The 24782-nt window shown below is 64.3% G+C and carries 25 protein-coding genes; 7 read left to right on the forward strand and 18 right to left on the reverse strand.

What is annotated here, in order from left to right:
- Nucleotides 1–159: 159 nt before the first annotated feature.
- Together trxA and MST27_RS15020 are read right to left on the reverse strand one after the other, a co-directional pair.
- Nucleotides 160–486, reverse strand: a complete 327-nt coding sequence (gene trxA, locus MST27_RS15015; protein WP_003283463.1) for a thioredoxin TrxA — start codon at nt 484–486, stop codon at nt 160–162.
- Nucleotides 483–647 (reverse strand): hypothetical protein, encoded by a 165-nt coding sequence (locus MST27_RS15020; RefSeq protein WP_243606751.1) that lies wholly within the window; start codon nt 645–647, stop codon nt 483–485. The genes trxA and MST27_RS15020 overlap by 4 nt, the downstream gene beginning before the upstream one ends.
- A gap of 35 nt (nt 648–682) precedes the next feature.
- Between MST27_RS15020 and ppx the strand changes: the two genes are divergently transcribed.
- Nucleotides 683–2185, forward strand: a complete 1503-nt coding sequence (gene ppx, locus MST27_RS15025) for an exopolyphosphatase (RefSeq protein WP_243606752.1) — start codon at nt 683–685, stop codon at nt 2183–2185.
- Nucleotides 2186–2231: 46 nt separating this feature from the next.
- On the opposite strand, the gene ppk1 is transcribed toward ppx, so the two are convergent.
- Nucleotides 2232–4439: a polyphosphate kinase 1 gene (gene ppk1, locus MST27_RS15030; protein WP_275973246.1), complete on the reverse strand. Its 2208-nt coding sequence runs from the start codon at nt 4437–4439 to the stop codon at nt 2232–2234.
- 43 nt (nt 4440–4482) lie between these two features.
- Nucleotides 4483–5496: a porphobilinogen synthase gene (gene hemB, locus MST27_RS15035; protein ID WP_243606754.1), complete on the reverse strand. Its 1014-nt coding sequence runs from the start codon at nt 5494–5496 to the stop codon at nt 4483–4485.
- A gap of 302 nt (nt 5497–5798) precedes the next feature.
- Between hemB and elbB the strand changes: the two genes are divergently transcribed.
- Together elbB and MST27_RS15045 are read left to right on the forward strand one after the other, a co-directional pair.
- Nucleotides 5799–6464 carry an isoprenoid biosynthesis glyoxalase ElbB gene (gene elbB / locus MST27_RS15040; protein ID WP_243606755.1) on the forward strand — a complete coding sequence of 222 codons (666 nt, stop codon included), beginning with the start codon at nt 5799–5801 and terminating at the stop codon, nt 6462–6464.
- A gap of 139 nt (nt 6465–6603) precedes the next feature.
- Nucleotides 6604–7074, forward strand: a complete 471-nt coding sequence (locus MST27_RS15045) for a thioesterase family protein (RefSeq protein ID WP_243606756.1) — start codon at nt 6604–6606, stop codon at nt 7072–7074.
- 10 nt (nt 7075–7084) lie between these two features.
- Here the strand turns inward: MST27_RS15045 and MST27_RS15050 are convergent, their stop codons facing one another.
- The 5 genes from MST27_RS15050 to MST27_RS15070 are packed head-to-tail and all read right to left on the reverse strand — an operon-like array spanning nt 7085 to nt 11497.
- Nucleotides 7085–7546: a YaiI/YqxD family protein gene (locus MST27_RS15050; protein WP_243606939.1), complete on the reverse strand. Its 462-nt coding sequence runs from the start codon at nt 7544–7546 to the stop codon at nt 7085–7087.
- An 8-nt stretch (nt 7547–7554) separates the two neighbouring features.
- Nucleotides 7555–8187, reverse strand: a complete 633-nt coding sequence (locus MST27_RS15055) for a LysE family transporter (protein ID WP_243606757.1) — start codon at nt 8185–8187, stop codon at nt 7555–7557.
- Nucleotides 8188–8241: 54 nt separating this feature from the next.
- Nucleotides 8242–9003: a TerC family protein gene (locus MST27_RS15060; protein WP_243606758.1), complete on the reverse strand. Its 762-nt coding sequence runs from the start codon at nt 9001–9003 to the stop codon at nt 8242–8244.
- 5 nt (nt 9004–9008) lie between these two features.
- Entirely contained in the window at nt 9009–9590 is a 582-nt protein-coding gene (locus MST27_RS15065; protein WP_243606759.1) for a mechanosensitive ion channel family protein, read from the reverse strand.
- The gene (locus MST27_RS15070; RefSeq protein WP_243606760.1) at nt 9587–11497 is read right to left on the reverse strand and encodes an ATP-binding cassette domain-containing protein; all 1911 of its coding nucleotides are present in this window, start codon (nt 11495–11497) and stop codon (nt 9587–9589) included. The genes MST27_RS15065 and MST27_RS15070 overlap by 4 nt, the downstream gene beginning before the upstream one ends.
- Nucleotides 11498–11561: 64 nt before the next feature.
- On the opposite strand from MST27_RS15070, the gene MST27_RS15075 reads away from it, so the two are divergent.
- Nucleotides 11562–12047 (forward strand): TIGR02444 family protein, encoded by a 486-nt coding sequence (locus tag MST27_RS15075; protein ID WP_243606761.1) that lies wholly within the window; start codon nt 11562–11564, stop codon nt 12045–12047.
- On the opposite strand, the gene MST27_RS15080 is transcribed toward MST27_RS15075, so the two are convergent.
- From MST27_RS15080 to MST27_RS15120, 9 genes are all read right to left on the reverse strand, one after another.
- A complete protein-coding gene (locus tag MST27_RS15080) occupies nt 12020–12856 on the reverse strand; it encodes an AlgP family protein (protein WP_420864251.1) in 837 nt (278 codons plus the stop codon). The two genes, MST27_RS15075 and MST27_RS15080, sit on opposite strands and share 28 nt — an antisense overlap.
- An 80-nt stretch (nt 12857–12936) precedes the next feature.
- The gene (gene rsd, locus MST27_RS15085) at nt 12937–13401 is read right to left on the reverse strand and encodes a sigma D regulator (RefSeq protein WP_243606762.1); all 465 of its coding nucleotides are present in this window, start codon (nt 13399–13401) and stop codon (nt 12937–12939) included.
- Between the two features lie 253 nt (nt 13402–13654).
- The gene (locus tag MST27_RS15090) at nt 13655–14146 is read right to left on the reverse strand and encodes a disulfide bond formation protein B (protein WP_243606763.1); all 492 of its coding nucleotides are present in this window, start codon (nt 14144–14146) and stop codon (nt 13655–13657) included.
- A 118-nt stretch (nt 14147–14264) separates the two neighbouring features.
- Complete coding sequence (locus tag MST27_RS15095; protein WP_243606764.1) at nt 14265–15500, reverse strand: heme biosynthesis HemY N-terminal domain-containing protein; 1236 nt, start codon at nt 15498–15500, stop codon at nt 14265–14267.
- Nucleotides 15497–16744 (reverse strand): uroporphyrinogen-III C-methyltransferase, encoded by a 1248-nt coding sequence (locus MST27_RS15100; RefSeq protein WP_243606765.1) that lies wholly within the window; start codon nt 16742–16744, stop codon nt 15497–15499. Before MST27_RS15100 ends, MST27_RS15095 begins: the two co-directional genes overlap by 4 nt.
- Before the next feature lie 16 nt (nt 16745–16760).
- Complete coding sequence (locus MST27_RS15105; protein WP_243606766.1) at nt 16761–17531, reverse strand: uroporphyrinogen-III synthase; 771 nt, start codon at nt 17529–17531, stop codon at nt 16761–16763.
- Nucleotides 17528–18466, reverse strand: coding sequence for a hydroxymethylbilane synthase (gene hemC / locus MST27_RS15110; protein ID WP_243606767.1), 939 nt, complete (start codon nt 18464–18466; stop codon nt 17528–17530). Before hemC ends, MST27_RS15105 begins: the two co-directional genes overlap by 4 nt.
- 204 nt (nt 18467–18670) lie before the next feature.
- Nucleotides 18671–19417, reverse strand: a complete 747-nt coding sequence (locus MST27_RS15115; protein ID WP_243606768.1) for a LytR/AlgR family response regulator transcription factor — start codon at nt 19415–19417, stop codon at nt 18671–18673.
- Entirely contained in the window at nt 19414–20496 is a 1083-nt protein-coding gene (locus tag MST27_RS15120) for a sensor histidine kinase (RefSeq protein ID WP_243606769.1), read from the reverse strand. Before MST27_RS15120 ends, MST27_RS15115 begins: the two co-directional genes overlap by 4 nt.
- A 268-nt stretch (nt 20497–20764) precedes the next feature.
- Here MST27_RS15120 and MST27_RS22800 point away from each other — a divergent pair, with 268 nt between their 5' ends.
- The 3 genes from MST27_RS22800 (at nt 20765) to MST27_RS15135 (ending at nt 24762) form a co-directional block, all read left to right on the forward strand.
- On the forward strand, nt 20765–22696 hold the full coding sequence (locus tag MST27_RS22800; protein WP_243606770.1) for a methyl-accepting chemotaxis protein: 1932 nt from the start codon (nt 20765–20767) through the stop codon (nt 22694–22696).
- A gap of 97 nt (nt 22697–22793) precedes the next feature.
- Nucleotides 22794–24188, forward strand: a complete 1395-nt coding sequence (argH, locus tag MST27_RS15130) for an argininosuccinate lyase (protein WP_243606771.1) — start codon at nt 22794–22796, stop codon at nt 24186–24188.
- Nucleotides 24189–24279: 91 nt separating this feature from the next.
- A complete protein-coding gene (locus tag MST27_RS15135) occupies nt 24280–24762 on the forward strand; it encodes a GNAT family N-acetyltransferase (RefSeq protein ID WP_243606772.1) in 483 nt (160 codons plus the stop codon).
- Nucleotides 24763–24782 lie beyond the last annotated feature (20 nt).

Here is a 24782-nt window from a genome sequence, read left to right on the forward strand (position 1 = left end):
GTGCTTTGTAGGCGGAAGTGCGTCGGCGACGGCATGCAGAGGGCGACGGAAGAAGCGTCGCGAGGCCGAATTTAGCACTGCCCAGACGAAGCGTCCACCCTGCCGCCAAAAAAAAGCCCCCGCTTTGAGCGGGGGCTTTTTTTAGCGGCAGGAATTCGATCAGATGTTGCTGTCGAGGAAAGCCGCCAGCTGCGACTTGGACAACGCGCCGACCTTGGTCGCCTCGACATTGCCGTTCTTGAACAGCATGAGGGTCGGGATACCGCGAACACCGTACTTCGGCGGCGTTTCCTGGTTCTCATCGATGTTCAGCTTGCAGACCTTGAGCCGACCTTCATAGTCCTTGGCGATCTCGTCGAGCACCGGAGCGATCATCTTGCACGGGCCACACCACTCGGCCCAGTAATCGACCAGAACAGGACCGTCGGCCTGGAGCACGTCCTGCTCGAAGCTGCTGTCGCTGACGTTGTTGATGTATTCGCTCATGGAGTTTCTCCAGGGTCAAAACCGAAAGTGACGCCATCATAGCCCGGCTTGGAGAGGATCGAAAGCCGCAGCCTGTCGCTCGGGCATTCGGCCGGAGCCACCTGCCAGCGGGCAGAACGACGCAGGACGGCGCCTGCGCGTTGGCGGATGCGACCGATCATGTCAGGATGTCCGGGTTTTGCACAGAGACCGCCCCATGCGCACACACGCTGCCGATGCCTTCCCGATGATCGCCGCGCTCGATCTCGGGTCAAACAGTTTCCACATGGTGCTGGCCCGCACCAGCAACGGCGAGATGCGCATCATTGAGCGGCTGGGTGAAAAGGTGCAGCTTGCTGCGGGTATCGACGAGAACCGACAGCTCGATGAGCAAGCCATGCAACGCGGCCTTGATTGTCTGCGCCGCTTCGCGCAGCTGATCAATCATCTGCCGCAGGGCGCGGTGCGTGTCGTAGGCACCAACGCGCTGCGCGAAGCCCGCAACCGTGCGCACTTCATCCGCCAAGCCGAAGCCATCGTCAACCATCAGGTCGAGGTGATTTCGGGCCGGGAAGAGGCGCGCCTGATTTATCTTGGCGTCTCGCATACCTTTCCCGCCGCAGCCGGCAAGCGGCTGGTGGTGGACATTGGTGGCGGGAGCAGCGAATTCATCGTCGGTGAAGGTTTCGACTCGCTGCTGCGCGAGAGCCTGCAGATGGGCTGCGTCAGCTTTACCCAGCGCTTCTTCCGTGACGGCAAGATCACGCCTGCGCGCTACGCCCAGGCCTATACCGCAGCGCGGCTGGAGCTGATGAGCATCGAACATGGCCTCAGGCGCCTCGGCTGGCAGGACGCCGTCGGCGCGTCCGGGACCATTCGGGCAGTTGGCCTGGCGATCAAGGGGGCAGGACTGAGCAACGGCGAGGTCACCGCCGAAGGGCTCGGCTGGCTCAAGCGCAAGCTGTTCAAACTCGGCGAGGTCGAAAAGCTCGACCTCGAAGGCATCAAGCCGGACCGTCGAAGCATCTTCCCCGCCGGCCTGGCGATCCTCGAAGCGATCTTCGATGCCCTGGAGCTCGACCGCATGGCGCATTCCGAAGGCGCGCTGCGCGAGGGCGTGCTGTACGACCTCATCGGCCGTCATCACCATGAGGACATTCGCGACCGCACCCTGAGCTTTCTCATGGAGCGTTACCACGTCGACACTGAACAAGCCGCGCGCGTCGAGAGCAAGGCCCTCGAGGCGTTCGACCAGGTGGCCAACGACTGGAGCCTGGACCAGGACTGGCACCGCGAGCTGCTCGGCTGGGCCGCACGGGTGCACGAAGTGGGCCTGGACATCGCCCACTACCATTACCACAAGCATGGCGCCTACCTGATCGAGCACTCCGATCTACCCGGCTTCTCTCGCCAGGACCAGCAGATGCTGGCGCTGCTGGTCAGGGGGCATCGGCGCAACATACCCAAGCAGAAATTCGAGGAACTGAGCGAAGACGGCGTCAAGCTCACGCGGCTGTGCGTACTGTTGAGGTTCGCCATCCTCTTCCATCATATTCGCGGGCCGCAACAGGCACCGGACTTCAGGCTCAGCGCGGGCGAGAACCACCTGGACGTGGCATTCCCCGAAGGGTGGCTGGCACAGAATCCGCTGACACAAGCCGACTTCGCCCTCGAAGCGGAGTGGCTCAAGCGAATCGATTTCGACCTGACCGTACACTGAGCGGGTGCGGCGCCAGCTCGACGCCGCGTCAGATGTGCCGAGCCCCTCACCGTGTCGACGGGCTGCCCAGGCGCTCCAGCAGGGTGTTCTGCACGTTGCGCGGATTCTGGTTACCGCTGGGGCTGTTGCGCAGATAAGTGCCGTCGGGCTGCAGCGTCCAGCTTTGCGTGTTATCGGTAAGGAAGCCCTCGAGCTCCTTCTTTACCCGCGTGATCAGCTTCTTGCCTTCGACCGGAAAGCAGGTTTCTACACGCCGGTCGAGGTTTCGCTCCATCCAGTCGGCACTCGACAGGTAAAGCTTTTCGTCGCCGTTGTTGAGGAAATAGAACACGCGGCTGTGCTCAAGGAAGCGCCCGATGATCGATCGCACCTGAATGTTGTGCGATACGCCCAGAATCCCCGGTCTCAGGCAGCACATGCCGCGCACGATCAGGTCGATGCGCACGCCGGTCTGGCTGGCCTTGTACAGCGCGCGGATCATCTTAGCATCGGTCAGGGAATTGACCTTGAGGATGATGTGCGCCGCTCGCCCCTCGCTGGCGTGCTGGGTTTCCTGGGTGATCATGTCCAGCAATGCTTTTTTCAGCGTGAACGGCGCATGCAACAACTTTTTCATGCGCATGGTCTTGCCCATGCCGATCAGCTGGCTGAACAGCTTGGAAACGTCCTCGCAGAGCGCATCGTCCGAGGTCAGCAGACTGTAGTCGGTATAAAGGCGGGCGTTGCCGGCGTGATAGTTGCCGGTCCCGAGATGGGCGTAGCGGCGCAGCTCGCCGTTTTCGCGCCGCAGAATCAGCATCATCTTGGCGTGCGTCTTGTAGCCGACGACGCCATAGATCACCACGGCGCCAGCCTGCTGCAGGCGGCTCGCCAGCTGCAGGTTGGACTCCTCGTCGAACCGCGCCCGCAGCTCGATGACGGCCGTGACTTCCTTGCCGTTACGTGCCGCTTCGACCAGGGCATCGACGATCTCCGAGTTGGCACCCGAACGATATAGCGTCTGCTTGACGGCCAGCACGCACGGGTCCTTCGCGGCTTCGCGCAGCAGGTCCACGACCGGGGTGAACGACTCGTAGGGGTGCAGCAGCAGGACGTCCTGCTTGCCGACGACGTTGAAGATGTTCTCGCTGTTCTGCAGCAGCTTCGGAATGGCTGGCGTGAACGGGGCGTATTGCAGCTCCGGGTGGCTGTCCAGGCCGGTGATGCTGAACAGGCGCGTCAGGTTGACCGGCCCGTTGACGCGATACAGCTCGCTTTCGCTGAGGTTGAACTGCTTGAGCAGGAAGTCGGACAGGTGCGACGGACAGGTGTCGACCACTTCCAGCCGCACCGCATCGCCATACCGCCGCGAGAAGAGTTCGCCGCGCAGCGCCCGTGCCAGATCCTCGACATCCTCGGTATCGACCGACAGGTCGGCGTTGCGAGTCAGACGGAACTGGTAGCAGCCCTTGACCTTCATGCCATGGAACAGATCGTCGGCGTGCGCATGGATCATCGACGACAGGAACACGTGGTTGGCGCCGGGCCCGCCTACGTCCTCCGGTACGCGGATAACCCGCGGCAGCAATCGGGGCGCCGGAATGATCGCCAGGCCGGAATCGCGTCCGAAGGCGTCCACCCCTTCGAGTTCGACGATGAAGTTCAGGCTCTTGTTGACCAGCAACGGGAACGGATGGGTCGGGTCCAGGCCAATCGGCGTGATGATGGGCGCGATCTCGTCCCGGAAATAGCGGCGCACCCAACTCTTGATCTTCGTTGTCCAGTGACGGCGGCGGACGAACCGGATCTGGTGATTGGCCAGTTGAGGCAACAGCACTTCGTTGAGTATCGAATACTGGCGACCGACCTGCTCGTGCACCAGCTCGGAGATCCGCGCCAGAGCCTGGTGTGGCTGCAGGCCGTCGGCACCCGCCTGTTCGCGGGCGAACGCGACCTGCTTCTTCAGACCGGCGACACGAATCTCGAAGAACTCATCGAGGTTGCTGGAAAAGATAAGCAGGAACTTGAGCCGCTCGAGCAACGGGTAGGACTCGTCCAGCGCCTGCTCCAGCACACGGATATTGAACTGCAGCTGAGACAGCTCACGGTGGATGTAAAGGCTGCTGTCGTCCAGGTTCGTCACCACCGGCGCCGGCAAGGGCGCCGGCAGCTCGTCGACGACTTCGCCCTCGACGGCTGTGGCCACGGTATCGAGCGGCTGGGCTTCGTCCGCGGCCTGCTGAAAGTCGCTCTCGCTCAATCCCTGGTTCGTCATCACTCTGCCTCGTCGGGCCTTTCGGCCCTTGCTCAAAACGGGCTCAGCGCCCGTGATTCAACTGTTGTGCCGCCTGCTTGGCGAAGTAGGTGAGGATGCCATCGGCTCCGGCACGTTTGAAGGCCGTCAGCGACTCGAGGATGACCGCCTCGCTCAACCAGCCGTTCTGGATCGCGGCCATGTGCATCGCATACTCGCCGCTCACCTGATAGGCGAAGGTCGGCACGCGGAAGGCTTCCTTCACTCGCCAGACGATGTCCAGGTACGGCATCCCCGGCTTGACCATCACCATGTCGGCGCCCTCGGCGAGGTCCGAGCCAACTTCGTGCAACGCCTCGTCGCCGTTGGCCGGGTCCATCTGATAGGTGTTCTTGCTACCTTTGCCAAGGTTCGCTGCCGACCCGACGGCATCACGAAAGGGGCCATAGTAGGCGCTGGCGTATTTGGCCGAATAAGCCATGATCCGCACGTTGTGGTGACCGGCGATTTCCAGTGCCTCGCGGATGGCCTGGATGCGCCCGTCCATCATGTCCGAGGGCGCCACCACCTGTGCCCCGGCCTCGGCGTGCGACAGCGCCTGGCGCACCAGAGCGTCAACCGTCACATCGTTTTGTACGTAACCCTGGTCGTCGAGGATCCCGTCCTGACCGTGAGTGGTGAACGGATCGAGCGCCACATCCGTGATGATGCCCAGCTCGGGGAACCGCGCTCTCAGTGCCCGCGTGGCACGCTGAGCGATACCGTCGGGGTTCCAGGCCTCGGCCGCGTCCAGGGATTTCTTCTCCAGCGGCGTGACCGGGAACAGCGCCAGCGCCGGAATACCCAGCGCGACCAGCTCGGCCGCTTCCTCGACCAGCAGGTCGATGGATAGCCGCTCGACACCCGGCATCGAAGGCACCGGCTCACGCCGGTTCTCGCCATCCAGGACGAAGATCGGAAGGATCAGGTCGTCCACACTCAGCACATGCTCGCGTACCAGCCGGCGGGAAAACTCGTCCCGACGGTTACGGCGCAGGCGAGTGGCAGGAAACAGGCGATTGGCAGGAACGAAACTCACGACGCACTCCAAGCCCGCAGCACGGGCGAATATGACGTTTATAGGCCGACCATATGACCGAAATATGACAGCCAATGGCAAGCGGCCCATGTAGACCGCGCATTGTCGCCAGCCGGCACGAGCGCTGCCAGTGCTTTCGATCAAGGGTTTCCACCCAGCCGCCGACCCGGTCCGGGTACTGAACCACCCACACAGCGGCGACATCCAACTGACGAAGATGCCGCTTAACTCGCGCCCTGCAAGGCATTAGCATCTGCTTATCCGCCTGAGAACATCGAGTGCAAACCAGCCCAGGAGTCGCTATGAACAAAAAGGTCGCCGTAATACTGTCCGGCTGTGGTGTCTATGACGGTTCGGAAATTTACGAGAGCGTCATCACCCTGCTCCGCCTTGACCAGCGGGGCGCGACGGTGCAGTGCTTCGCGCCCGACAGGCCGCAGCTGCATGTCATCGACCACCGCACCGGCGAGGAAACGGGCGAGAGCCGCAACGTGCTGACCGAGGCCGCCCGCCTGGCACGCGGTCAGATCAAAGACCTGCGTGAAGCCGACGCTGCTGACTTCGATGCACTCATCATCCCGGGCGGATTCGGCGCGGCGAAGAACCTCTCCGACTTCGCCAGCAAGGGCGCCGCCTGCCAGGTTCAGCCCGACGTACTTGCCGTTGCGCAAGCCTTTGCCAGGTCCGACAAACCGATCGGGATGATGTGCATAGCCCCGACCATGGCCGCGCAGATCTTCGGCCCCGGCGTGCTCTGCACGCTTGGGCATGATGACGATCCAGCCGCCGTGGCGGCACGCGAAATGGGCGCCGTGCACAAGGCCTGCGAAGTCAGTGAGATCGTCGAGGACACCCAGCGCAAACTGGTCACCACGCCGGCCTACATGCTCGCGCAATCGATCAGCGAGGCGGCATCGGGCATCTACAAGCTGGTCGACCGCGTTCTCGACCTGACCCACGCCAAGTAACGCACCGACAACGAGAGAACCGGCCTCGCCGGTTTTCTCGGCGGTGGGTATACCGCCAATCCGTCCGCCGGTCACGCCGCGCCTCTGGTCTTTCGCACGTCGATCCGGCAGCGTGTTCCTACTCACCAGGAACACGCCCATGCCTCATTCAGACGCCGATTCGCCGGACGCGCAGCACCAGGCTGTCCGTCAACTGTTCGAACGCATCCCCTTCAACGCCTACCTGGGCATCGAACTTGACGAGGTGTCCCGCGAGCGGGTGGTCATGCATTTGCCGATGAAGCACGAACTGATCGGCAATTTCTTCCATGGCATTCTTCACGGCGGCGTCATTGCCTCGCTGCTCGACGTGGTCGGCGGCGCCATGGCCATGATCGGCGCCTTCGAGAAACACCAGCACCTGAGCGCCGAGGAACGCGCCCTGCGCCTGTCGCGGCTGGGCACCATTGATCTGCGCGTGGATTACCTGCGGCCAGGACGAGGCGAGCGTTTCAGCGCCAGCGCCACGCTGCTGCGCTCGGGTAACAAGGTTGCGGTGGTGCGCTCCGAACTGCTCAACGAGCACGGCGTGCTCATTGCGGTGGGCACCGGAACCTATCTCTGCGGCTGACCGGTCACGCTCAGTTCGAACGCGCCCTGAGCAGTGGAGTGAGCAAGCGATCCAGCGCATTGGCGAATGCCTGCCGATCGCGGTCGCCATAAGCGGCCTGCCCGCCGCCCACTTGCCCCTGCTCGCGCAGGTCCGTGAACAGGTTACGGACGGCCAGGCGCTCGCCCATATTGCGTTCGTCGAACTCGCGCCCCCGTGGATCGAGCGCAGCCACGCCTTTCTTGACCAACCGATCGGCCAGCGGCACGTCGCTGCAAATGACCAGCTCGCCCGGTTCGGCATGCTCGACCAGATAATCATCCGCCGCATCCGGACCGCTCGGCACGACGATCAACCTGACGCAGGCAAACGCCGGCTTGACCTGGCTCTGCCCAGCCACGAGCACCACTTCGAACCGACGCTTGCGCGCGAACTTGATCACCTGGTCCTTGGCTGCCTTGGGACAGGCGTCAGCGTCTATCCACACCCGCAACGGTGCGCTCATGTCGAGGCCCGCTGTACCGTCGCCAGCAGAGCCGCCGCCCCGGCGAACAGCGTGGCGAAGCTGCGATTGACCAGCCTCTGCTGCCGCGGTGTACGCAGCAAACGCAGGACCTTTGCCGCCAGCCCGGTGTAACCGGCCATCACCACCAGATCCACCGCCACCATCGTGACGGTCATCTCGACATACTGCAGCACCAATTCGCGCTGCGGGTCGAGAAACTGCGGCAGCACCGCAAGGATAAAGACGATCGCCTTGGGATTGCTGGCGTTGATGAGGAAACCGCGAAAGACCAGCGCGAGCGGACGGCCCACCGGGCGCGGGGCATCAGGTGCATCCAATGCCGAAGGCAGCGCCTGCCACTGTTTCCAGGCGAGCCACAGCAGGTACAGCACACCGAACCACTTGATCAGGCTGAACGCCAGCGATGACGTCGCCAGCACTGCGCCAAGCCCGGCCGCAACCACCGCAATCTGCAATGCCAGTGCGATCTGCAGGCCAAGTGCATTCCAATAGCCACGCCAGAAGCCATACTGCAGGCCGCACGACATCGAGGCGATCGCACCGGCACCGGGCGACAGACTGATGATCCAGCAGGCGACGAAAAAGGCGAGCCAGGTATCGAGCGTCATGCAGCGCCTCCTCAGGCATTCGGGCCGCGCCGGCAAGGCGCGGCCCGGGAACGGTTAGTCCGGCAGGTCCTTGTTGAGCTTGACCGGCTCCTTGAGCTTGCGATTCATTGCCTTGCGCATGCGGATATTGAGCGCTTCGACCCCGAGCGAGAAGGCCATCGCGAAGTAGACATAGCCCTTGGGCACATGCGCACCGAAGGCTTCCGCCACGAGGAGCGTGCCAACCACGATCAGGAAGGACAGCGCCAGAATCTTCAGTGTCGGGTGCCGTTCGATGAACTCGCTGATGGTACCGGCGGCGAGCATCATCACGCCTACCGCGATGACGATGGCTGCGATCATCACCTGCACGTTGTCGACCAGCCCCACCGCGGTGATCACCGAATCCAGCGAGAAGACGATATCGATCACCGCGATCTGCAGAATGATCCCAATGAAACCAGCCTTGGCCGCCCCACCCGCGCCGCTCTCCTGTTCCTCCTCGCCCTCGACGCTGTGCCAGATCTCCATGGTGCTCTTGAACAGCAGGAACAATCCGCCGAAGAAGAGGATCACGTCCCGCCCGGACACGCCGTGGTCGAAGACTCGGAACAGCTCATCGGTCAGACGCATCACCCAGGCGATGGACAACAGCAGCAGGATCCGTGTCCCCATCGCCAGCGCCAGGCCGAAGAAACGCGCCCGCGGCTGCTGCTCTTTGGGCAGCCGCCCCACGAGAATGGAGATGAAGATGATGTTGTCGATGCCCAGGACGATCTCCAGGGCGGTGAGGGTCAGAAACGCGACCCAGATTTCAGGGCTGCTGAGCCATTCCATGAATGCTACTCGTGAATGTTGTGATTGAAGGGCTTCAAATCGGTGCCGCGCCAGCGGCGCACCACCTTCTGGAAGAACAAGCTGTTGGGCACTTGCACGACCGGCCCGGTTCCTTCCTCGACCACCTCTTCGAGGGTGGTATAGAGCAGGTTGATGTCAACGACGCGCCCCTTGACGACGGGCTTGTCGGCGCTCTCGATCAACTCGACCAGATCGCCGATCCGGAACGGCCCGACCGTCAGGATGAGCACGGCGCAGAGCAGATTCGACAGTACGCTCCAGATCGCGAAGAAGGCGACCGCTGCGACTGCCACGAAGCCGGAAAACGCGGTCCAGAGCACAGTGGCCGACACACCGAAGCGCTCCAGGACCATGATCAGCGCACCGCCGATGATGAACCAGCGGACCCCGCCGCGCAGTGGCAGGAGCAGCTCGGGTGGCAGCGGGTAGCGACTGCCCAGGCGGGTGATGCCGCGCACGAGCAGGCGCTGCAGCACGTAGGCGACGACGACAATGAGCAGGATCTGCAGCCCGAGCAGCCACTGATCGCTCCATTCGCGTGACAGGTAGACGAGCTGTTCGCTCATGCACTGGCCTCCAGGTCGCCCTGTAACGACTCCAGTGCTTCCAGAGCCTCGAGCCAGGACTCCTCCAGCGTTGATTCGCGCGCCTTCAGCGTTGCCTGTTTGCTCAGCAGGTCGCGCAGCTCCTCTTTCCTGGCGCCGTCGTAAAGCCCCGCATCACCCAGTTGCACCTCGATCGCCGCGAGCTTCTCCTGCACGCTGGCGAGGTCTTTTTCGAAGGCTTCAGCCTTGCGTTTGAGCGGCGCCAACTGCTGTCGCAAGGCCGCAGCCGCTTGGCGCTGGGCACGTTTGTCCGTCTTTTCGCCCGCCGCCTCGGCCGTGACCGACGGCTGCTGGCGAACCCGGTAATCGGCCAGCCAGCGCGCGTAGTCATCCAGATCACCTTCGAAGGACACGACCCGCCCGTCAGCGACGAGCAGGAACTCATCCGTCGTGCTCTTGAGCAGATGGCGATCGTGCGACACCACCACCACCGCACCCTGGAAGTCCTGCAAGGCCAGGGTCAGCGCAAGGCGCATCTCCAGGTCGAGGTGGTTGGTCGGTTCATCGAGCAAGAGCAGATTGGGCTTGCCCCAGGCGATCAGGGCCAGCGCCAGCCGGGCCTTCTCGCCTCCCGAGAAATTCACGACCGGTTCGTCGCAGCGATCGCCGCGGAAATCGAAGCCGCCAAGGAAATCACGCAGCACCTGTTCGCGCTCGCCCGGGGCGATCCGCTGCAGGTGCAGGAGCGGGCTGGCCTTGGCATCGAGCGCGTCCAGCTGATGCTGGGCAAAATAGCCGACCACCAGATTCTCACCACGCTGCAACCGGCCGCCCAACGGTTGCAGCCCGCCGGCAAGGGTCTTGATCAGGGTCGACTTGCCCGCGCCGTTGGGGCCGAGCAGGCCGATCCGTGCGCCAGGCGCCAACTGCAGCTTGACCTTCTCCAGAACGAGCTTGTCACCGTAGCCAAGGCGCCCCTCGCCGAGATCGAGCAACGGACTGGAGACCTTGTCCGCCTCGCGGAAGACGAAATCGAACGGCGAATCGATATGGGCTGGCGCCAGCTGTTCAAGCTTTTCCAGCGCCTTGATCCGACTCTGTGCCTGGCGCGCCTTGCTCGCCTTGGCCTTGAACCGGCGAATGAAGTCCTCCATGTGGGCACGCTGGGCCTGTTGCTTCTCGAATGCCTGTTGCTGTTGCGCCAACCGCTCGGCGCGCGCCCGTTCGAAGGCCGAATAGCCACCCCGGTAGAGGATCAACTTGCGCTGATCGACATGCACGATGTGGCCGACCACTTCGTCGAGGAAGTCACGGTCGTGGGAGATCAGCATCAAGGTGCCGCCATAGCCCTTGAGCCAGGACTCGAGCCAGAGAATCGCATCCAGATCCAGGTGGTTGGTCGGCTCATCGAGCAACAACAGGTCGGACGGACACATCAGCGCCTGCGCCAGGTTCAGGCGCATTCGCCAGCCACCGGAGAAGCTGTCCACCGGTCGCTCCATCTGCTCACTGGCAAAGCCGAGCCCGGCGAGCAGCTTGCGCGCTCGCGCATCGGCGCTGTAACCGTCGGCGTTGTCCAGTTCGGTATGCAGTCGCGCCAGGGCAGCGCCGTCCTGCGCGGCCTCGGCGGAGGCGAGCTCGGCCTGGATGCGTCGCAGCTGCACGTCGCCATCAAGCACGTAATCCACAGCCAGACGGCCGAGCGCATCGACTTCCTGCCGCATGTGGGCGATGCGCCAATCGGGTGGCAACTGGCAGTTGCCGCCATCAGCGCTCAGTTCGCCGCGCAGCAAGGCGAACAAGGTGGATTTGCCGGCGCCATTGGCTCCAACCAGCCCGACCTTGTGGCCGGGGTGCAGGGTCAATTCGGCGCCCTCCAGCAATCGCTGGGGACCGCGCTGTAGAGTCAGGTCTTGGAGTCGGATCATAATGGCGGCGGAGTTTATCAGTTCGCCTGGAAATCCATCCGGCCGGCGAGAAAAAAACCTGCCAATGACAACTGACGACACGTTGTGGACATTCGCACATAGGCTCTATGCCAGGCCTGGCGTCGAAGGCGCCTGCCTCGCGCTGCAGGCAGCAGGCGGTGATGTCTGCCTGTTACTCGCTGGCGCCTGGCTGGAGCGCCGCGGGACGGGCTTCAGCCACGAGAGGCTGGATGAACTGCAAAGGATCAGCACGGCATGGCGCGAGCAGGTCGTACGTCCCGCGCGCGCCCTCCGTCAAGCCTGGCGGACGGCGGCGCAGGACGACCCGCAACTGTATGACCTGCGTGAGCGGCTCAAGGGCATCGAGCTCGATGCCGAGCGCGTTCAGCTAAATCGCCTGCAAGCCGCCGCGGAGCACTGGTCGCCAGGGGCCGGTGCGTCGGACTGGCTCGAACCGCTTAGCCAGCCGCTGGGCGGCGACCTGCGCCACGCGATCGCAACGCTCCGACACGCCGCGCAGGATCAAGCCGCTGGCGTGGGCGACGCCTGACCATCGCCTGACGCCTTCGCCGTTACAGGCTTGCGGCTCGTCGGCTTTTTCGCGGCAGGCTTTCGCGCGCTTGCCGGTTTTCTCGACGCCCCGGTCGAGCGAGCCGCCGTCTTGGGCGATGCAGATTCCGTAGCGCTCGGCTTGGGCGTGGACTTGGTTGCGGGCTTGCCTGCCGCTGCACTATTGGATGACGAGCGCTTGGCCGGTGCGGAGGAAGGTTTCGCCGCTGGACGCGCCCGGCCATTTCCCGAAGCGGGACTCACGGTCGGATTGGCCTTTGCGGTCGAGGCCGGAGCCTCTTTTCTGGTTGCCGCACGGCTCGCAGCGGCCTTAGGCGAGGCCGACTTCTGGGAGGACTTGGCCGATACCGATGCTTTGCGCGCCTCCAGTGCCTGGGCCGCCGCCTGCTGGACCTGGGTCACCCCCTGCGCAAGCTTCAAGCTCTGTTCGGCATCCCGCTTGAGTTCGGCAAGGTAGTTGAGGGTTTCACTTTGACGCGCCTGCAACACGGCGAACATGTCGTCGAGTTCGGCGATACGACTCCGAGCACGTGCCTGCGCCTTCGCCTTGCCTGCATTGCCGGCCTCGTCGAGCTTGGCGCGCGCCCTGACCAGCTTCTCCTGAGTCTTGCCGCGTTGCTTTTCGAGCTTGGCCAGCAGTGCCTCAGCTTCTTTCTGCGCGGCGCCGCAGGCCTTTTCCAGATGCTCCACCAGGCTGGCTGACAACTGCTGGAGCAGATGAAGGGGGGTGTCGACCGACTGTTTCTTCGCTGGCATGGAGACGCCTCCTGGCGGGAATGGTGTAGCCATACTAGACGGGCTACGCGCTTCCGCCAACCGGGTCACCGCAGCGGCACAGCGCAGCGGCGAAGAGCCCCGGAACCTCGCGATCAGGCCGGCGTGGCAGCCTGTTTGTGTGCCGTGTGCAGCACTTCGATGAGGCAGTCTTCCAACTCGAAACGCTCATGCAGCAATTGCCCCAGGCGCTTGAGCTCCTCGGGGAAACCTGCACTTTCCAGACATTCACCCTTGTCGCAGCGATCATTGAAGGCTACCGCCACCTCGGTGATGGCTTCGATGCGCGGGTAGATCTGCCGAGCAAGCTCCAGGCCGCGCTTGTCACCGAAGGCTTCGGCTTCGTTGAGCAATTGTTCGTAGATTTCGAAATGCCCGGCCGAAACGTAGTCGAGCAGGATTTCACAGAATTTTTGCAGTGCCGAGCGGCTATCCGCCCCTTCGTCGGCATGCAGTCCATCGAAAGCATTGATCAGCTCATGGCGTTCCTGCAGCCAACGATCGATCAGCAGATGCACACCTCCCCAGCGTTCCTGGGCGTTCCGACAGCTCTCGAGCATGATGACCTCACTTCCCTAATCGATGATGCTTGTTGCGCCTTCCGAGACGGTTTGTTGTCTTGGGGTATCGGCCTTGGGTGAGTGGCAGCAAGCCGGGCGGGAGCCGGTGCTGCCCCCGCAGACTAAGCTGCAGTGAACGAAGCATCAAGCAGCGCTGGCTAAAAATCCTCGAGCGCAAGGGCCAGCGGAATGACTTCGATCAGATCATTGACCGCCTCGCCCGGCAATCATTCGCAAGGCCCGACAAAATGCTTCAGCTTCGGCGAAACAGCTGCCAGAGGCAGAAGGCGGCCATGGCGATGAAGCCCAGCAGCGTCCATTCGGGAATGCTCATACCCAGCAGCGTCCAGCTGACCTCCGCGCATTCGGCCGTGCCATGCAGAACCAGGCGGACGATGTCCTGGAACGGCAGCGCGTCCATCATGTATTCGAGGCTGGGCAGGCACGCCGGCAGTTCGTCGGCCGGCATGTTCTGCAGCCATATCTGGCGAATCGCAGTAGCCCCGCCGGCCATTGCAAAGAGCAGCGCCAGCACCGAATAGACACGCCGCCCCGTTCTGGCCGGGCCGTGGATCGCCGCCAGCAGACAGACCAGGCCGAAGCCGATCACGCAAACACGCTGAACGATGCACAGGGGGCACGGCGCTAGGCCGACCACATGCTCGAGATAGAGCGCAGCCACCATCATCAGCACGCAACCGATGAAGGCGAGTAGGAACAACGAACGTGGGCTTGCCAGGTTCATGATGACTCCGCGGGGAAGAAAAGCTCGCTACGGTAGTGCCGCGCGGCGCCAGCTGCAAGTAACTTGCAGATGGCCGCGCCAAGCCGCGGGACAGACGTCACGCGGCAAGCTGAAAGGGCTAGCGGCTGAGCACCGGCAGTGTGCCTGCACCCGACTGATCGAGCAGCACCAAGCCCTCCTGAAACAGCCGGTTACTGCGCTCGTTGTCGCCCAGCTGCGCCAGCAGGCGAGCGAGCTCGGCACAGGTGTCGGCCCGATGCTCGATCGCCAGACTGGCTTCAAGGTAGTCACGGGCCTTGCCCCAGAGGGCATTGCGCAGGCTCAGCCGCCCCAGGGCGAGCAGCAGCTCGGCGTTGTCAGGCTGGGCCTTCAGCCAGCCCTCCGCGTTGGCCAACTGGCGCGCCGGATCGCGCCCCTCGACGCGACCGTATCGTTCGACGAGGCGGTTGTCGAACTGCCGTTTGATCGCAGCATGCAGGACTTCCTCGGCCTTGTCCTGTGCACCCAGGCGACTCAGGCCATCGGCATAGGCCCGCACGATCGCCGGCTCGTTGCGTAGCGATCCGGGGACCGTCTGCCAGCGCTGTTCCAGACCCTGGCGGGCCTCGTCGCTGGGCACCAGCTGGGCTTGCCCCGCCTGCTCGAGTGCGGCTGTCCACGCCAGCACTTCCAGGTCATTCAGCCGGGCCGGAGGGAGAACGCGATGCTTGCGCAGCTCTGGCAGCAAGCGGCACAGGGCCGGCCAATCCTGCAGCTGCACATGCAGCTGTTGCAGCAGGATCAGGACCTGCGGGTGACGCGGATGTTCGTTGTGCAGGGCATCCAGCGACGCGCGCGCTTCGGCGTATTGCCCGCGCGCGATCTGCAACTGCGCCTGCGTCAGGCCCACGGCGAGACCCGCCTCGGGCTCGCGTTCGCGCGCCTTGCGCAGCAGCTCGTCGCTCTGCTCGTACTCACCCAGTTCGCTGGCGGCACGGGCGGCGCCCAGGTAATGCACCAGTGGCTGCCGATCATGCTCGGCGGCGGTGCGCAGGTGGCCGAGCGCCTGGCTCCACTGCCCTTCGGCCAGTTCGCGCAGCCCGCTACGAGAGGCCTTGGCGATGCGCCGCGCATGGTGCCGACGCGACCAGGGATTGACCAGCGCGCCGGAGGCATGCAGCACGCCAAGCGTCCAGTGAACCACCACCGCGAGCAGCCAGAGCGCAGCGACCAACCCGACGAATATCCAGAAGCTCGATTCATACCGGAAGCGGTCATAGCTGATCAGGACATAGCCGGCGTCCTGCGAAATGGCCCAACCCAGAAAGCCGACAACCAGCAGCAGGAGGATCAGGAACACGGCCAATCGCTTCATGTGTTCAGACCTCCTTCGTCAGATTCGGCCGCGGCCGGCGCCTGCTCGGCATCCTCGCCCTCCTCGGGGTTGGATTCAGGCGCGCCGGCACGCTCGGCCGACTCGCGCTTCTGCACGTAAGTCTGCAGGGCATCCAGGGCAGGCGAGAGATCCGGCAGCGTGACGGCTACCTGCCGCTCGGCGAGTGCCTGGAGGCGATCACGGAGCCCGCGGCTCTGGGCGTTGTCGTCACTGAAATGATCGTCGATCAGTTGCGCGGCCTGCTCGAGGGACTGGCGGTAGACCTCGGCATTGCTGTTGAGCACCGCCCACTGAGCCTGCTCGACCGCCAACGACAGCGCGAGCCTTACCTGCGCCAGGCTCTGCCCGGCCAGCAGCGGGCGGACGTCGTTGCCCGCATTGAAATCGACGCGCACGTAGCGGGTCAGCTCGTTCAGCCAGCGCTGCCACGTGCTGCCGTCACCCTCAGCCGCGCCGTCGGCCATTTCGAACTCAGGCGCCAACCCGCTCAACTGGCTGGCCTGGCCACGCAGCGCACCGAGCTGCAGGAAAAGGCCGGTCCGATCGACGTCCGGCAGGCTGCGCAGCGCCTCGAGCCCTTCGAGCAACTTCTGCCGCGCACCGTAGGCACTTGGATCGTCCTGCTGGCGCAGGATCACGTCAGCCTCTTCGACCAGCGATGCCGTGCTGTTCACGTCTTGCATGGCCGACAGCCGCAGCATCGCCATGCGCAGCAGATGTTCGGCCTCGGCCAGACGCCATTGCTCGCGGCTGGCGCCCAACACCTGTTCGACCCGCCCGGCAAGTCGTTGCTGGACGCTCTGCACCTGCGCCAGCAGCCTGCGCTGCTCGTCCAGCTGCTCGGCCGAGGGCAACTGCTCCAGGCGCGCGATGCGACTGGCCAGTTGCTGGCTGCGGTCTTCCACCGAGCGGGATTGCTCGCGGGTTGCCTGGACGGCCTCGCGCTGCGCCTGCTCACGCTCGGCGAGTTGCTGCGTCTGCCAGACGCCGTAGCCGCCCGCCGCCAACCCCGCCAATGCAACCAGCAGCGCCACACCGGCCAGCGCCTTGCCACCGCCGCCGCCGCCGCCGGAACTCGAGGTTGCGGCCGATGCCTTGGGCGGAGGAGCCTGAGGGGGTACCTTCGTGTCCTTGGGAGCGTCTTTCTTGGCGGGTTCCTGCGGGGTGGCGGGATCATGTCCCTTGGGCTGCTGCGGTGACTTGTCGGGATCTGTTTCGCTCACGTTTCCATCCTTTGCATCAGGGATGCGGGCTCGGGGTTTCCCGTAACGCCGCCAGCAACGCCGCGGCTCCAGCACCGCGACAGTCCACAATTCGTTTTGCACCCAGCTGCGTCGCGAGCGCCGCAACTCGGGGGCTCGGTACGAACAAGGGTAGCTCAAGCAGTTCGGCCCAATCGTCGCCCGCCAACTGACGCAACGACTGCAAACCTTGTCCACTGCTGACCACCAGCGCATTCAGCCGTTCCGAGCGCACCTTCCCGAGCAGTGTTCCGGCCGGGTAGGTGGGAAGGTAGCGGCGATACAGTTCGAGGCTGTCGACCTGCACGCCCCGCTGGCGCAAGGTCTCGGCGATCAGCTCGCGGCCGCCCTCGCCCCGCAACAGCAACACCTTTGGTTCGGGCACCGCGACGGCCTCGGCCAGACGCGGCAGCGCGAGCAGGGCTTCGCTGTCGTCACCACTGTCCGGCCAGCTCACGTCGAGCCCGTACGCCTCCAGCAGTCCCCCGGTCGCCGCACCCACGCTGAACCAGACCTGCCCGAACAGGGGTTGCGGCCAATAGCGATCCAACCGTTCGAGCCCCAACCGCGCAGCGGGCTTGCTGACGACGATGACGGCGTGGTAGCGATCGAGCTCGAGCATCGTCGCACGCTGTTCCGCGGTTTCCGGTAACGGCTCGATGGCCAGTAGCGGCAGGCTGCTGCTGTGAATGCCGTGCTCGTCCAGCAGATCGGCAAGCGCGGCGCTTTCTTCGGCCGGCCGCGTCAGCAGCAGGCGCCAGCCGGTCACGCCTTGCCCGCCTCGCCATAGATATCCGCCAGAATCTTGCCGGCGCCCTGAGCAAGCAAGTCTTCGGCGATTCGCACGCCGAGCGCCTGGGCCTCAGCCGCCGGGGCGCGTCCTTCGGCACGCAGCAATTGCGAACCATCGGGCTGCCCGACCAAACCGCGCAACCAGAGCTCGTCGTTCTCGAGCACCGCATAGCAGGCGATCGGCACCTGGCAGCCACCGTTCAGGTGGCGATTCAGGGCCCGCTCCGCGCTGACGCGTACGGCGGTGTCGGCGTCGTTCATGCATTGCAGCAACTGGTGCAGCTCGGTGTCGCTCGTACGGCATTCGATACCCACCGCCCCCTGGCCGCCGGCCGGCAGGCTCTCTTCGACACCCATACTGGCGCGGATACGCTCGCCGAAGCCCAGCCGGATCAGACCGGCTGCGGCCAGGATGATGGCGTCATACTCGCCAGCGTCGAGTTTGGCCAGGCGAGTATTCACGTTGCCGCGAAGAAACTGGATTTTCAGATCGGGTCGCCGTGCCAGCAACTGGGCCTGACGCCGCAGGCTGGACGTACCGACCACTGCACCGGCCGGCAGCGCGGCAAGATTCTCGTAACGATTGGAGACGAAGGCGTCGCGCGGGTCTTCCCGCTCGCAAATGCAATACAGGCCCAGCCCCTCTGGAAATTCCATGGGCACGTCCTTCATCGAGTGAACAGCGATGTCCGCTTCGTTTTCCAGCAGCGCCGTCTCCAGCTCCTTGACGAACAGCCCCTTGCCACCGATCTTCGCCAGCGGCGCATCGAGCAACTTGTCACCGCGGCTCACCATCGGCACCAGGCTTACGCGGACTTCAGGATGCGCTGCTTCGAGGCGAGCCTTGACGTATTCGGCCTGCCACAGGGCCAGGGCACTCTTGCGGGTGGCGATGCGAATTTCGCGGGACATGAACGATTCCAGACAGATGAACTGCCGGCGATGATAACAGGCCAGATCGCCAGACTGAGCTGGCGGGGATCAAGGAAAAGGCGGCTCGAAGCTCGAAGCGGACCCACGTGGCGCCATCAAGCGCTCACCATGCGGGCCGTGCAGCTGGCTGCACCTGAGGCCGTCGCCAGCTCGCTGTGTTCGCTTCTCGCTTCCAGCGGCCGATCAGAGACTCTGCATCAGCTTCCGCACCCCAGCGACATGCCGCCGGCTCACGGTCAGCGGCTCGCCCTCGAGCCCCTTGAGGAACAGCTGGAAATGCCCGAGCGGGGTGCGCTGCAGGCGCTCGATACGGTCGCGGTAGACCAATGCGTTGCGATGGATCCGCACGAAGCGATCGCCGAACTCGTCTTCCAGCGCCTTGAGCGGCTCGTCCAACAAGACTTCGCCACCCTCGTGGCGCAAGGTCACGTATTTGTGATCGGCAATGAAATAGATCACCTGTGGCAGCGGGATGAGTTCGATGCCCTTGCGTGTCCTGGCGCTGATATGGCTGCGCGGGCCGACGCCGGAAACGGCGGCCGGACGGGTCAGCGCGGCAAGCTGCACGCGGTTCGGCCGCTCGGCCTTTTTCAAGGCTTCGGCGAGGTGTTCCGGTCGAACCGGCTTGACCAGATAGCCCACGGCACTGACCTGGAAGGCTTCCAGCGCGAACTCGTCGTGGGCGGTGCAGAAGATCACGGCCGGCGGCGCATCGCGCTCGCAGAGTTTGGCAGCGACCTGAAGGCCGTCGAGGCCCGGCATGCGAATGTCCAGCAACACAACGTCAGGACGCAGTTCCTCGATGAGGGACAGTGCTTCCTCACCGTTGGAGGCGGAAGGTTCCAGGACACGATAGCCGTCAAGGTCACCTACCAGTCGGCTGAGGCGCTCGCGGGCTAGAGGTTCGTCATCGACAATCAGCACATTCATATAGTTCTGGCTTCCTGCTGTTGTGTCGCACACGGATAGCGTAGACAGGTGTAGTGACGGGCATTACGCCGCTCCACGCTGAGACTCGCTGCAGGACCGAAAAGTGCCGTTAGTCGTGCGTCGATGTTGTGCAACGCCTGGCGAGTCCCCCGGGATGGCTGGGCTTGAGCGGTTTCGTCAAACGGGTTGCTGACTTCCAGATTCAGCACCCCATCGACGTAATCCGCCTTCACGCAGACCAGCCCGCCGTCGATACGTGGCTGAATTCCGTGAATCAAGGCATTTTCCAACAGGGGCTGCAAGGTCAGTTGCGGGATCGGCAGGTCATCCGGCACACCCGCGACCTGCCAATCGACGCGCAGGCGGTCACCGAGGCGATATTGCTCGATGGCCAGGTAGCGGCGCGACAGCTCCAGCTCATCGGCCCAGGGCACCAGCGTCCCCGGGCGCGCAAGACTGGCGCGAAACAGATCGGAAAGATCGAGAACCGCCTGCTCGGCCTTGCCCGGATCGGTCGCCACCAGGCTGGCGATGCTGTTCAGGCTGTTGAACAGGAAATGCGGCCGAATGCGCGCCTGCAACGACTCGATCCGCGCCTTGAGTTCGGCCTGCTCCTGCCGCCGCCACTGGCTTTGCAAATAGAAATAGCGCAGCAGCAAACCCGACATGATCAGGCTGATCAAGGCATGGCGCAGGTACAGGTTGACCTCGCCAGCACGGGTCAAGGGACCGCCAAGCTGGTAGATGTCCGCCACGGCCGTGCACGCCAGCGTCAGGCCGACCACCAGCGCGCAACAGGCGAGCCCGGCCAGCCAAGGCGGCAGCTTCGCCAGCAGCGGGCGCAGCTGGCAGGTCGTTCCGGCCGAGAGCAGCATCACCCACTGCACGAACAGTGACGTCAGCGCCAGGCGCATCCAGTTGAACCCCGGCTGCATCGGCTCGGCCAGTACCAGCACCAGGACCAGCAACTCGGCCAGCAACACCAGGCCGAGCAGCGCGTCCGGCTGGCACAGCTCGGGAACGAAGAAGTCATCGGCAAGGGGCGCCGGCCGCGTTCGATCAGGTTTTCTTGTTCGCATGTTCAGAGTTCCGCGCCGCGAAGGCGCAACGCAAGGTGAGCCCGGCAAGGCGGATGCCCGCCGTGGCGCAGCCGCAGGCCAGTCTATCGACTCGGCGCGATCAGAAGGTGACGAGCGGTCGCCAGTTCCACCCTTTGGCAGTTATGCATCCGCCCGTATCGGCCGATAAGGACTTCTACGGATGACTCGCCATGGCGCATGATGGCGTAATGATTGCATCGCTACCCCCGATACGTTACCGCTACCGCTGCCCTAGGAGTATTGCCCCGTGCTGCTGTTTTCGTCGCTGCGTAGCCGCTTGCTACGCCCGGTAGTCCTGACACTGTGCGGCGCCGTTCTGGTGCAAGTCCTGGTTGCACTGGCCTTGACCCGGAGCACCATCGACGGGCTCGAACAGGACATCGAGCAAAGCCTGGGCGAGGATTCGGCGCGCCTGCTGCACGCGCTGCGTTCGGCAGATGCCGAAGTCCGGGGTGGCATTACCAATCTGGCCGAGCGCATGACCGGTGACCTGTCCCAGGGGCTGACGCAGCAGTTGACCGAAGAGCAGAAGCAGCTGAAAGACGTGCTGGAACGCCATCTCAAACAGTCCGGAGACGACCTCGCCACGCTGCTTGCTGGCGTTGCGCCGGCAGCGATCTGGGACAACGACGTACCGGCGCTAACCGAGTTCGTCAGGATGGCTCACCGCAACCCGGCGGTCGTCTTCGTCGTCTATTTCGATGCCAATGGCAACCAGCTCACCCGCCACCTGAACCGCCAGGATCCCCGAGTCAAGGCACTGCTGGACAAGGGCACCGGTCGCACCGCGTTCGACAAGGTACTGTCGGCCGCCGAGAACGACCCGACGCTCTATCTCGCCAAGACTTCGATCAACCCCAAGGGCGCGGACATCGGTCAGGTGATCCTCGGCTTCTCCACCTCCGCGGTGAGCACCGAACTGGCAGCCTTCGACAGCCGCTTCCAGGCCCTTGTCGCTGGCGGAGCCAAGCTGGTGGAGGCCGGCCTCGCCACCACCGCCAACGACAGTGCGAAGATCATGGCGTCAGGCCTGGCCGCTGCGACGGAAGTGGCGCAAAGCATCGAGTCCAATAGCCAGGAGGCCGTAGAGCGTTCGGCTTCGGCGCTGCTATGGAAAATCAGTGTCGCCCTCGCCGTCACCGGCGCGCTGCTCCTGCTCGCCGTCACCTTGGTGCTTGGGCGTCAGGTACTGCGCCGGCTGGGCCTGCTCAGCACCGCACTGCGCGGCCTCTCAGCCGGCCACGGCGATCTTACCCAGCGCGTCGAGATCCACAGCGCAGACGAGGTGGGTGAAATGGCTGACGCGGTCAACGTATTCCTGGCCAAGCTTCAGCCGATCGTCCAGGAAGCACGCCACATCGCCGTCCAGACGGGGGCGGAAATCGACACCCTGGGCAACCGTAGCCGCGCTGCTGCAGCCGCCGCCGAGCGGCAACGTGACGAAGTCGCCGGAAGCCTGCAGGCGCTGGCCGACATGACCCAGCGCGCGCAGGACGAAAGCCGAGCCATGCAGACCGCACTCGATCAGGTCGCCTCGATTCGCAAGGCGGCGGTCGATAACGAGGCGATTTCAGAGCAGGTGGGACGGACAATCGAGGCGCTTGGCGGTGGCGTACAGACGAGTGCTTCGGTGATCGAAAAACTGGCCAAGCAGAGCGAGCAGATCGAGGTGGTGCTGACCGTGATTCAGGGCATCGCCGAGCAGACGAATCTGCTTGCGCTGAACGCTGCCATCGAAGCCGCTCGTGCTGGCGAAAGCGGCCGTGGATTCGCCGTGGTGGCCGATGAGGTGCGAGCGCTCGCCAGCAAGACTCAGCAGTCTACCGGCGACATCCAGGCGCATATCGAAAGCCTGCAACGGGGCGCAAGAGACGCCGTCTCGGCAATCGACACCGCTGGCAAGCAAGCCGAAAGCGGCCTGGTTTCCCTGGGCAGCAGTCGCGACCTTCAGCGCGCATTGCAGGCCGCCGTCGAGCAAGTGCATCAGGTCGTAAGGGAGGCGACCCAGGGCGCGAAACAACAAGCCGGCACCGCAACGGCCGTGCGCGAGCGGGTCGAGGTCATCCTCACCGAAGCCGAGCGCGCTGCCGAAGCGGTGACTGCAACGGCGGCCAGCGGGAAAGCGCTGGGCGTGCTCGCGCAGAGGCTCGAGGCCAGCCTCGGACAGTTCAAGGCCTGATAAAGCCGCTCGCTGCGGAGCGCCAACACGGAAGCGGCGCGTAACCCTGTTATTATTCGGGCCCTTCAATTTGCCCATCGATTCAGCGAGCGCATACATGAGCACCGACAAGACCAACCAGTCCTGGGGCGGCCGTTTCAGCGAGCCCGTCGACGCCTTCGTCGCCCGATTCACCGCCTCCGTCGAGTTCGACAAGCGCCTCTATCGCCACGACATCATGGGCTCCATCGCCCACGCCACCATGCTCGCCAAGGCCGGCGTGCTGACCGATGCCGAGCGCGACCAGATCATCGCCAACCTGAAGGACATCCAGGGCGAGATCGAGGCCGGCACCTTCGACTGGCGCGTGGACCTGGAAGACGTGCACATGAACATCGAGGCGCGCCTGACCGACCGCATCGGCATCGTCGGCAAGAAGCTGCACACAGGCCGCAGCCGCAACGACCAGGTGGCCACCGACATCCGCCTGTGGCTCCGCGACGAAATCGATATGATCCTCGGCGAAATCACCCGTCTTCAGCAGGGTCTGCTGGGTCTCGCCGAAGCCGAAGCCGACACCATCATGCCCGGCTTCACCCACCTGCAGACCGCCCAGCCGGTGACCTTCGGCCATCACCTGCTGGCCTGGTTCGAGATGCTCAGCCGCGACTACGAGCGCCTGGTCGACTGCCGCAAGCGCACCAACCGCATGCCGCTCGGCTCGGCCGCACTGGCCGGCACCACCTACCCGATCCAGCGGGAAGTCACCTGCGAGCTGCTGGGTTTCGAAGCGATTTCCGGCAACTCGCTGGACGGCGTCTCCGATCGCGACTTCGCCATCGAATTCTGCGCCGCCGCCTCCGTGGCGATGATGCACCTGTCGCGCTTCTCCGAAGAGCTGGTGCTCTGGACCAGCGCCCAGTTCCAGTTCATCGACCTGCCGGATCGTTTCTGCACGGGCAGCTCGATCATGCCGCAGAAGAAGAACCCGGACGTGCCCGAGCTGGTACGCGGCAAGACTGGGCGCGTATTTGGCGCGCTGGCAGGCCTGCTAGTGCTGATGAAGGGCCAGCCGCTGGCGTACAACAAGGACAACCAGGAAGACAAGGAACCCCTGTTCGACGCCGCCGACACCCTGCGCGACTCGCTGCGCGCCTTTGCCGACATGGTCCCGGCGATCAAGCCCAAGCGCGAAATCATGCGTGAAGCGGCGCTGCGCGGCTTCTCCACAGCAACCGATCTGGCCGACTACTTGGTGCGTAAGGGCCTGCCCTTCCGTGATTGCCACGAAATCGTTGGCCATGCGGTGAAGTACGGCGTGCAGACCGGCAAGGACCTGGCCGAGATGACGCTGGACGAGCTGCGCCAGTTCAGCGACCAGATCGGCGATGACGTCTTCGCCGTGCTGACCCTGGAAGGCTCGGTCAACGCCCGCGACCATATCGGCGGTACCGCCCCGGCGCAGGTGCGCGCTGCTGTTCAGCGCGGCCGCGAGCTGCTGGCCCAGCGCTAACCCGCCGTCTGTCGGAGCGAGCTCGCTCGCGAAGAGGGCCGCTCCGAAGTCCGTTCGCGAGCAAGCTCGCTCCTACAGGAAAGAGATCCCCATGCCCCTGACTATCCGCCCCGCCACCCGCGCAGACGCTGACCTCATCCTGCGCTTCATCACCGAACTGGCGATCTACGAGCGTGCCGAACACGAGGTGAAGACGGACGCAGCGGGTATCGAGGCGAGCCTGTTCGGCGACGACGCAACAGCCCACGCCTTGATCTGCGAGCGCGACGGCCAGCCGATCGGCTATGCGGTGTACTTCTTCAACTACTCCACGTGGCTCGGCCGCAACGGCCTGTACCTCGAAGACCTCTACGTGACGCCCGAGGCGCGCGGCACCGGCGCCGGCAAGGCGCTGCTCAAGCACCTGGCCCGTATCGCGGTGAGCCGCGGCTGCGGCCGTTTCGAATGGGCAGTGCTGGACTGGAACGAGCCGGCCATTCAGTTCTACCGCTCGCTTGGCGCCCGGCCACAGGATGAGTGGACGACCTACCGCGTGACTGGCACGGCCCTCCAGGCGCTTGCCGAAGAACCCTGACAGCCAGCGGGAACTCCCGG

Source organism: Stutzerimonas marianensis (assembly GCF_022810315.1).
Lineage (GTDB): Bacteria > Pseudomonadota > Gammaproteobacteria > Pseudomonadales > Pseudomonadaceae > Stutzerimonas > Stutzerimonas marianensis.

Coding starts and splice junctions, on each gene's coding strand:
- trxA (WP_003283463.1), bottom strand. CDS start 486: ATGAGCGAATACATCAACAACGTCAGCGACAGCAGCTTCGAGCAGGAC.
- MST27_RS15020 (WP_243606751.1), bottom strand. CDS start 647: ATGATCGGTCGCATCCGCCAACGCGCAGGCGCCGTCCTGCGTCGTTCT.
- ppx (WP_243606752.1), top strand. CDS start 683: ATGCGCACACACGCTGCCGATGCCTTCCCGATGATCGCCGCGCTCGAT.
- ppk1 (WP_275973246.1), bottom strand. CDS start 4,439: ATGACGAACCAGGGATTGAGCGAGAGCGACTTTCAGCAGGCCGCGGAC.
- elbB (WP_243606755.1), top strand. CDS start 5,799: ATGAACAAAAAGGTCGCCGTAATACTGTCCGGCTGTGGTGTCTATGAC.
- MST27_RS15045 (WP_243606756.1), top strand. CDS start 6,604: ATGCCTCATTCAGACGCCGATTCGCCGGACGCGCAGCACCAGGCTGTC.
- MST27_RS15055 (WP_243606757.1), bottom strand. CDS start 8,187: ATGACGCTCGATACCTGGCTCGCCTTTTTCGTCGCCTGCTGGATCATC.
- MST27_RS15060 (WP_243606758.1), bottom strand. CDS start 9,003: ATGGAATGGCTCAGCAGCCCTGAAATCTGGGTCGCGTTTCTGACCCTC.
- MST27_RS15065 (WP_243606759.1), bottom strand. CDS start 9,590: ATGAGCGAACAGCTCGTCTACCTGTCACGCGAATGGAGCGATCAGTGG.
- MST27_RS15070 (WP_243606760.1), bottom strand. CDS start 11,497: ATGATCCGACTCCAAGACCTGACTCTACAGCGCGGTCCCCAGCGATTG.
- MST27_RS15075 (WP_243606761.1), top strand. CDS start 11,562: ATGACAACTGACGACACGTTGTGGACATTCGCACATAGGCTCTATGCC.
- MST27_RS15080 (WP_420864251.1), bottom strand. CDS start 12,856: ATGGCTACACCATTCCCGCCAGGAGGCGTCTCCATGCCAGCGAAGAAA.
- rsd (WP_243606762.1), bottom strand. CDS start 13,401: ATGCTCGAGAGCTGTCGGAACGCCCAGGAACGCTGGGGAGGTGTGCAT.
- MST27_RS15090 (WP_243606763.1), bottom strand. CDS start 14,146: ATGAACCTGGCAAGCCCACGTTCGTTGTTCCTACTCGCCTTCATCGGT.
- MST27_RS15095 (WP_243606764.1), bottom strand. CDS start 15,500: ATGAAGCGATTGGCCGTGTTCCTGATCCTCCTGCTGCTGGTTGTCGGC.
- hemC (WP_243606767.1), bottom strand. CDS start 18,466: ATGTCCCGCGAAATTCGCATCGCCACCCGCAAGAGTGCCCTGGCCCTG.
- MST27_RS15115 (WP_243606768.1), bottom strand. CDS start 19,417: ATGAATGTGCTGATTGTCGATGACGAACCTCTAGCCCGCGAGCGCCTC.
- MST27_RS15120 (WP_243606769.1), bottom strand. CDS start 20,496: ATGCGAACAAGAAAACCTGATCGAACGCGGCCGGCGCCCCTTGCCGAT.
- argH (WP_243606771.1), top strand. CDS start 22,794: ATGAGCACCGACAAGACCAACCAGTCCTGGGGCGGCCGTTTCAGCGAG.
- MST27_RS15135 (WP_243606772.1), top strand. CDS start 24,280: ATGCCCCTGACTATCCGCCCCGCCACCCGCGCAGACGCTGACCTCATC.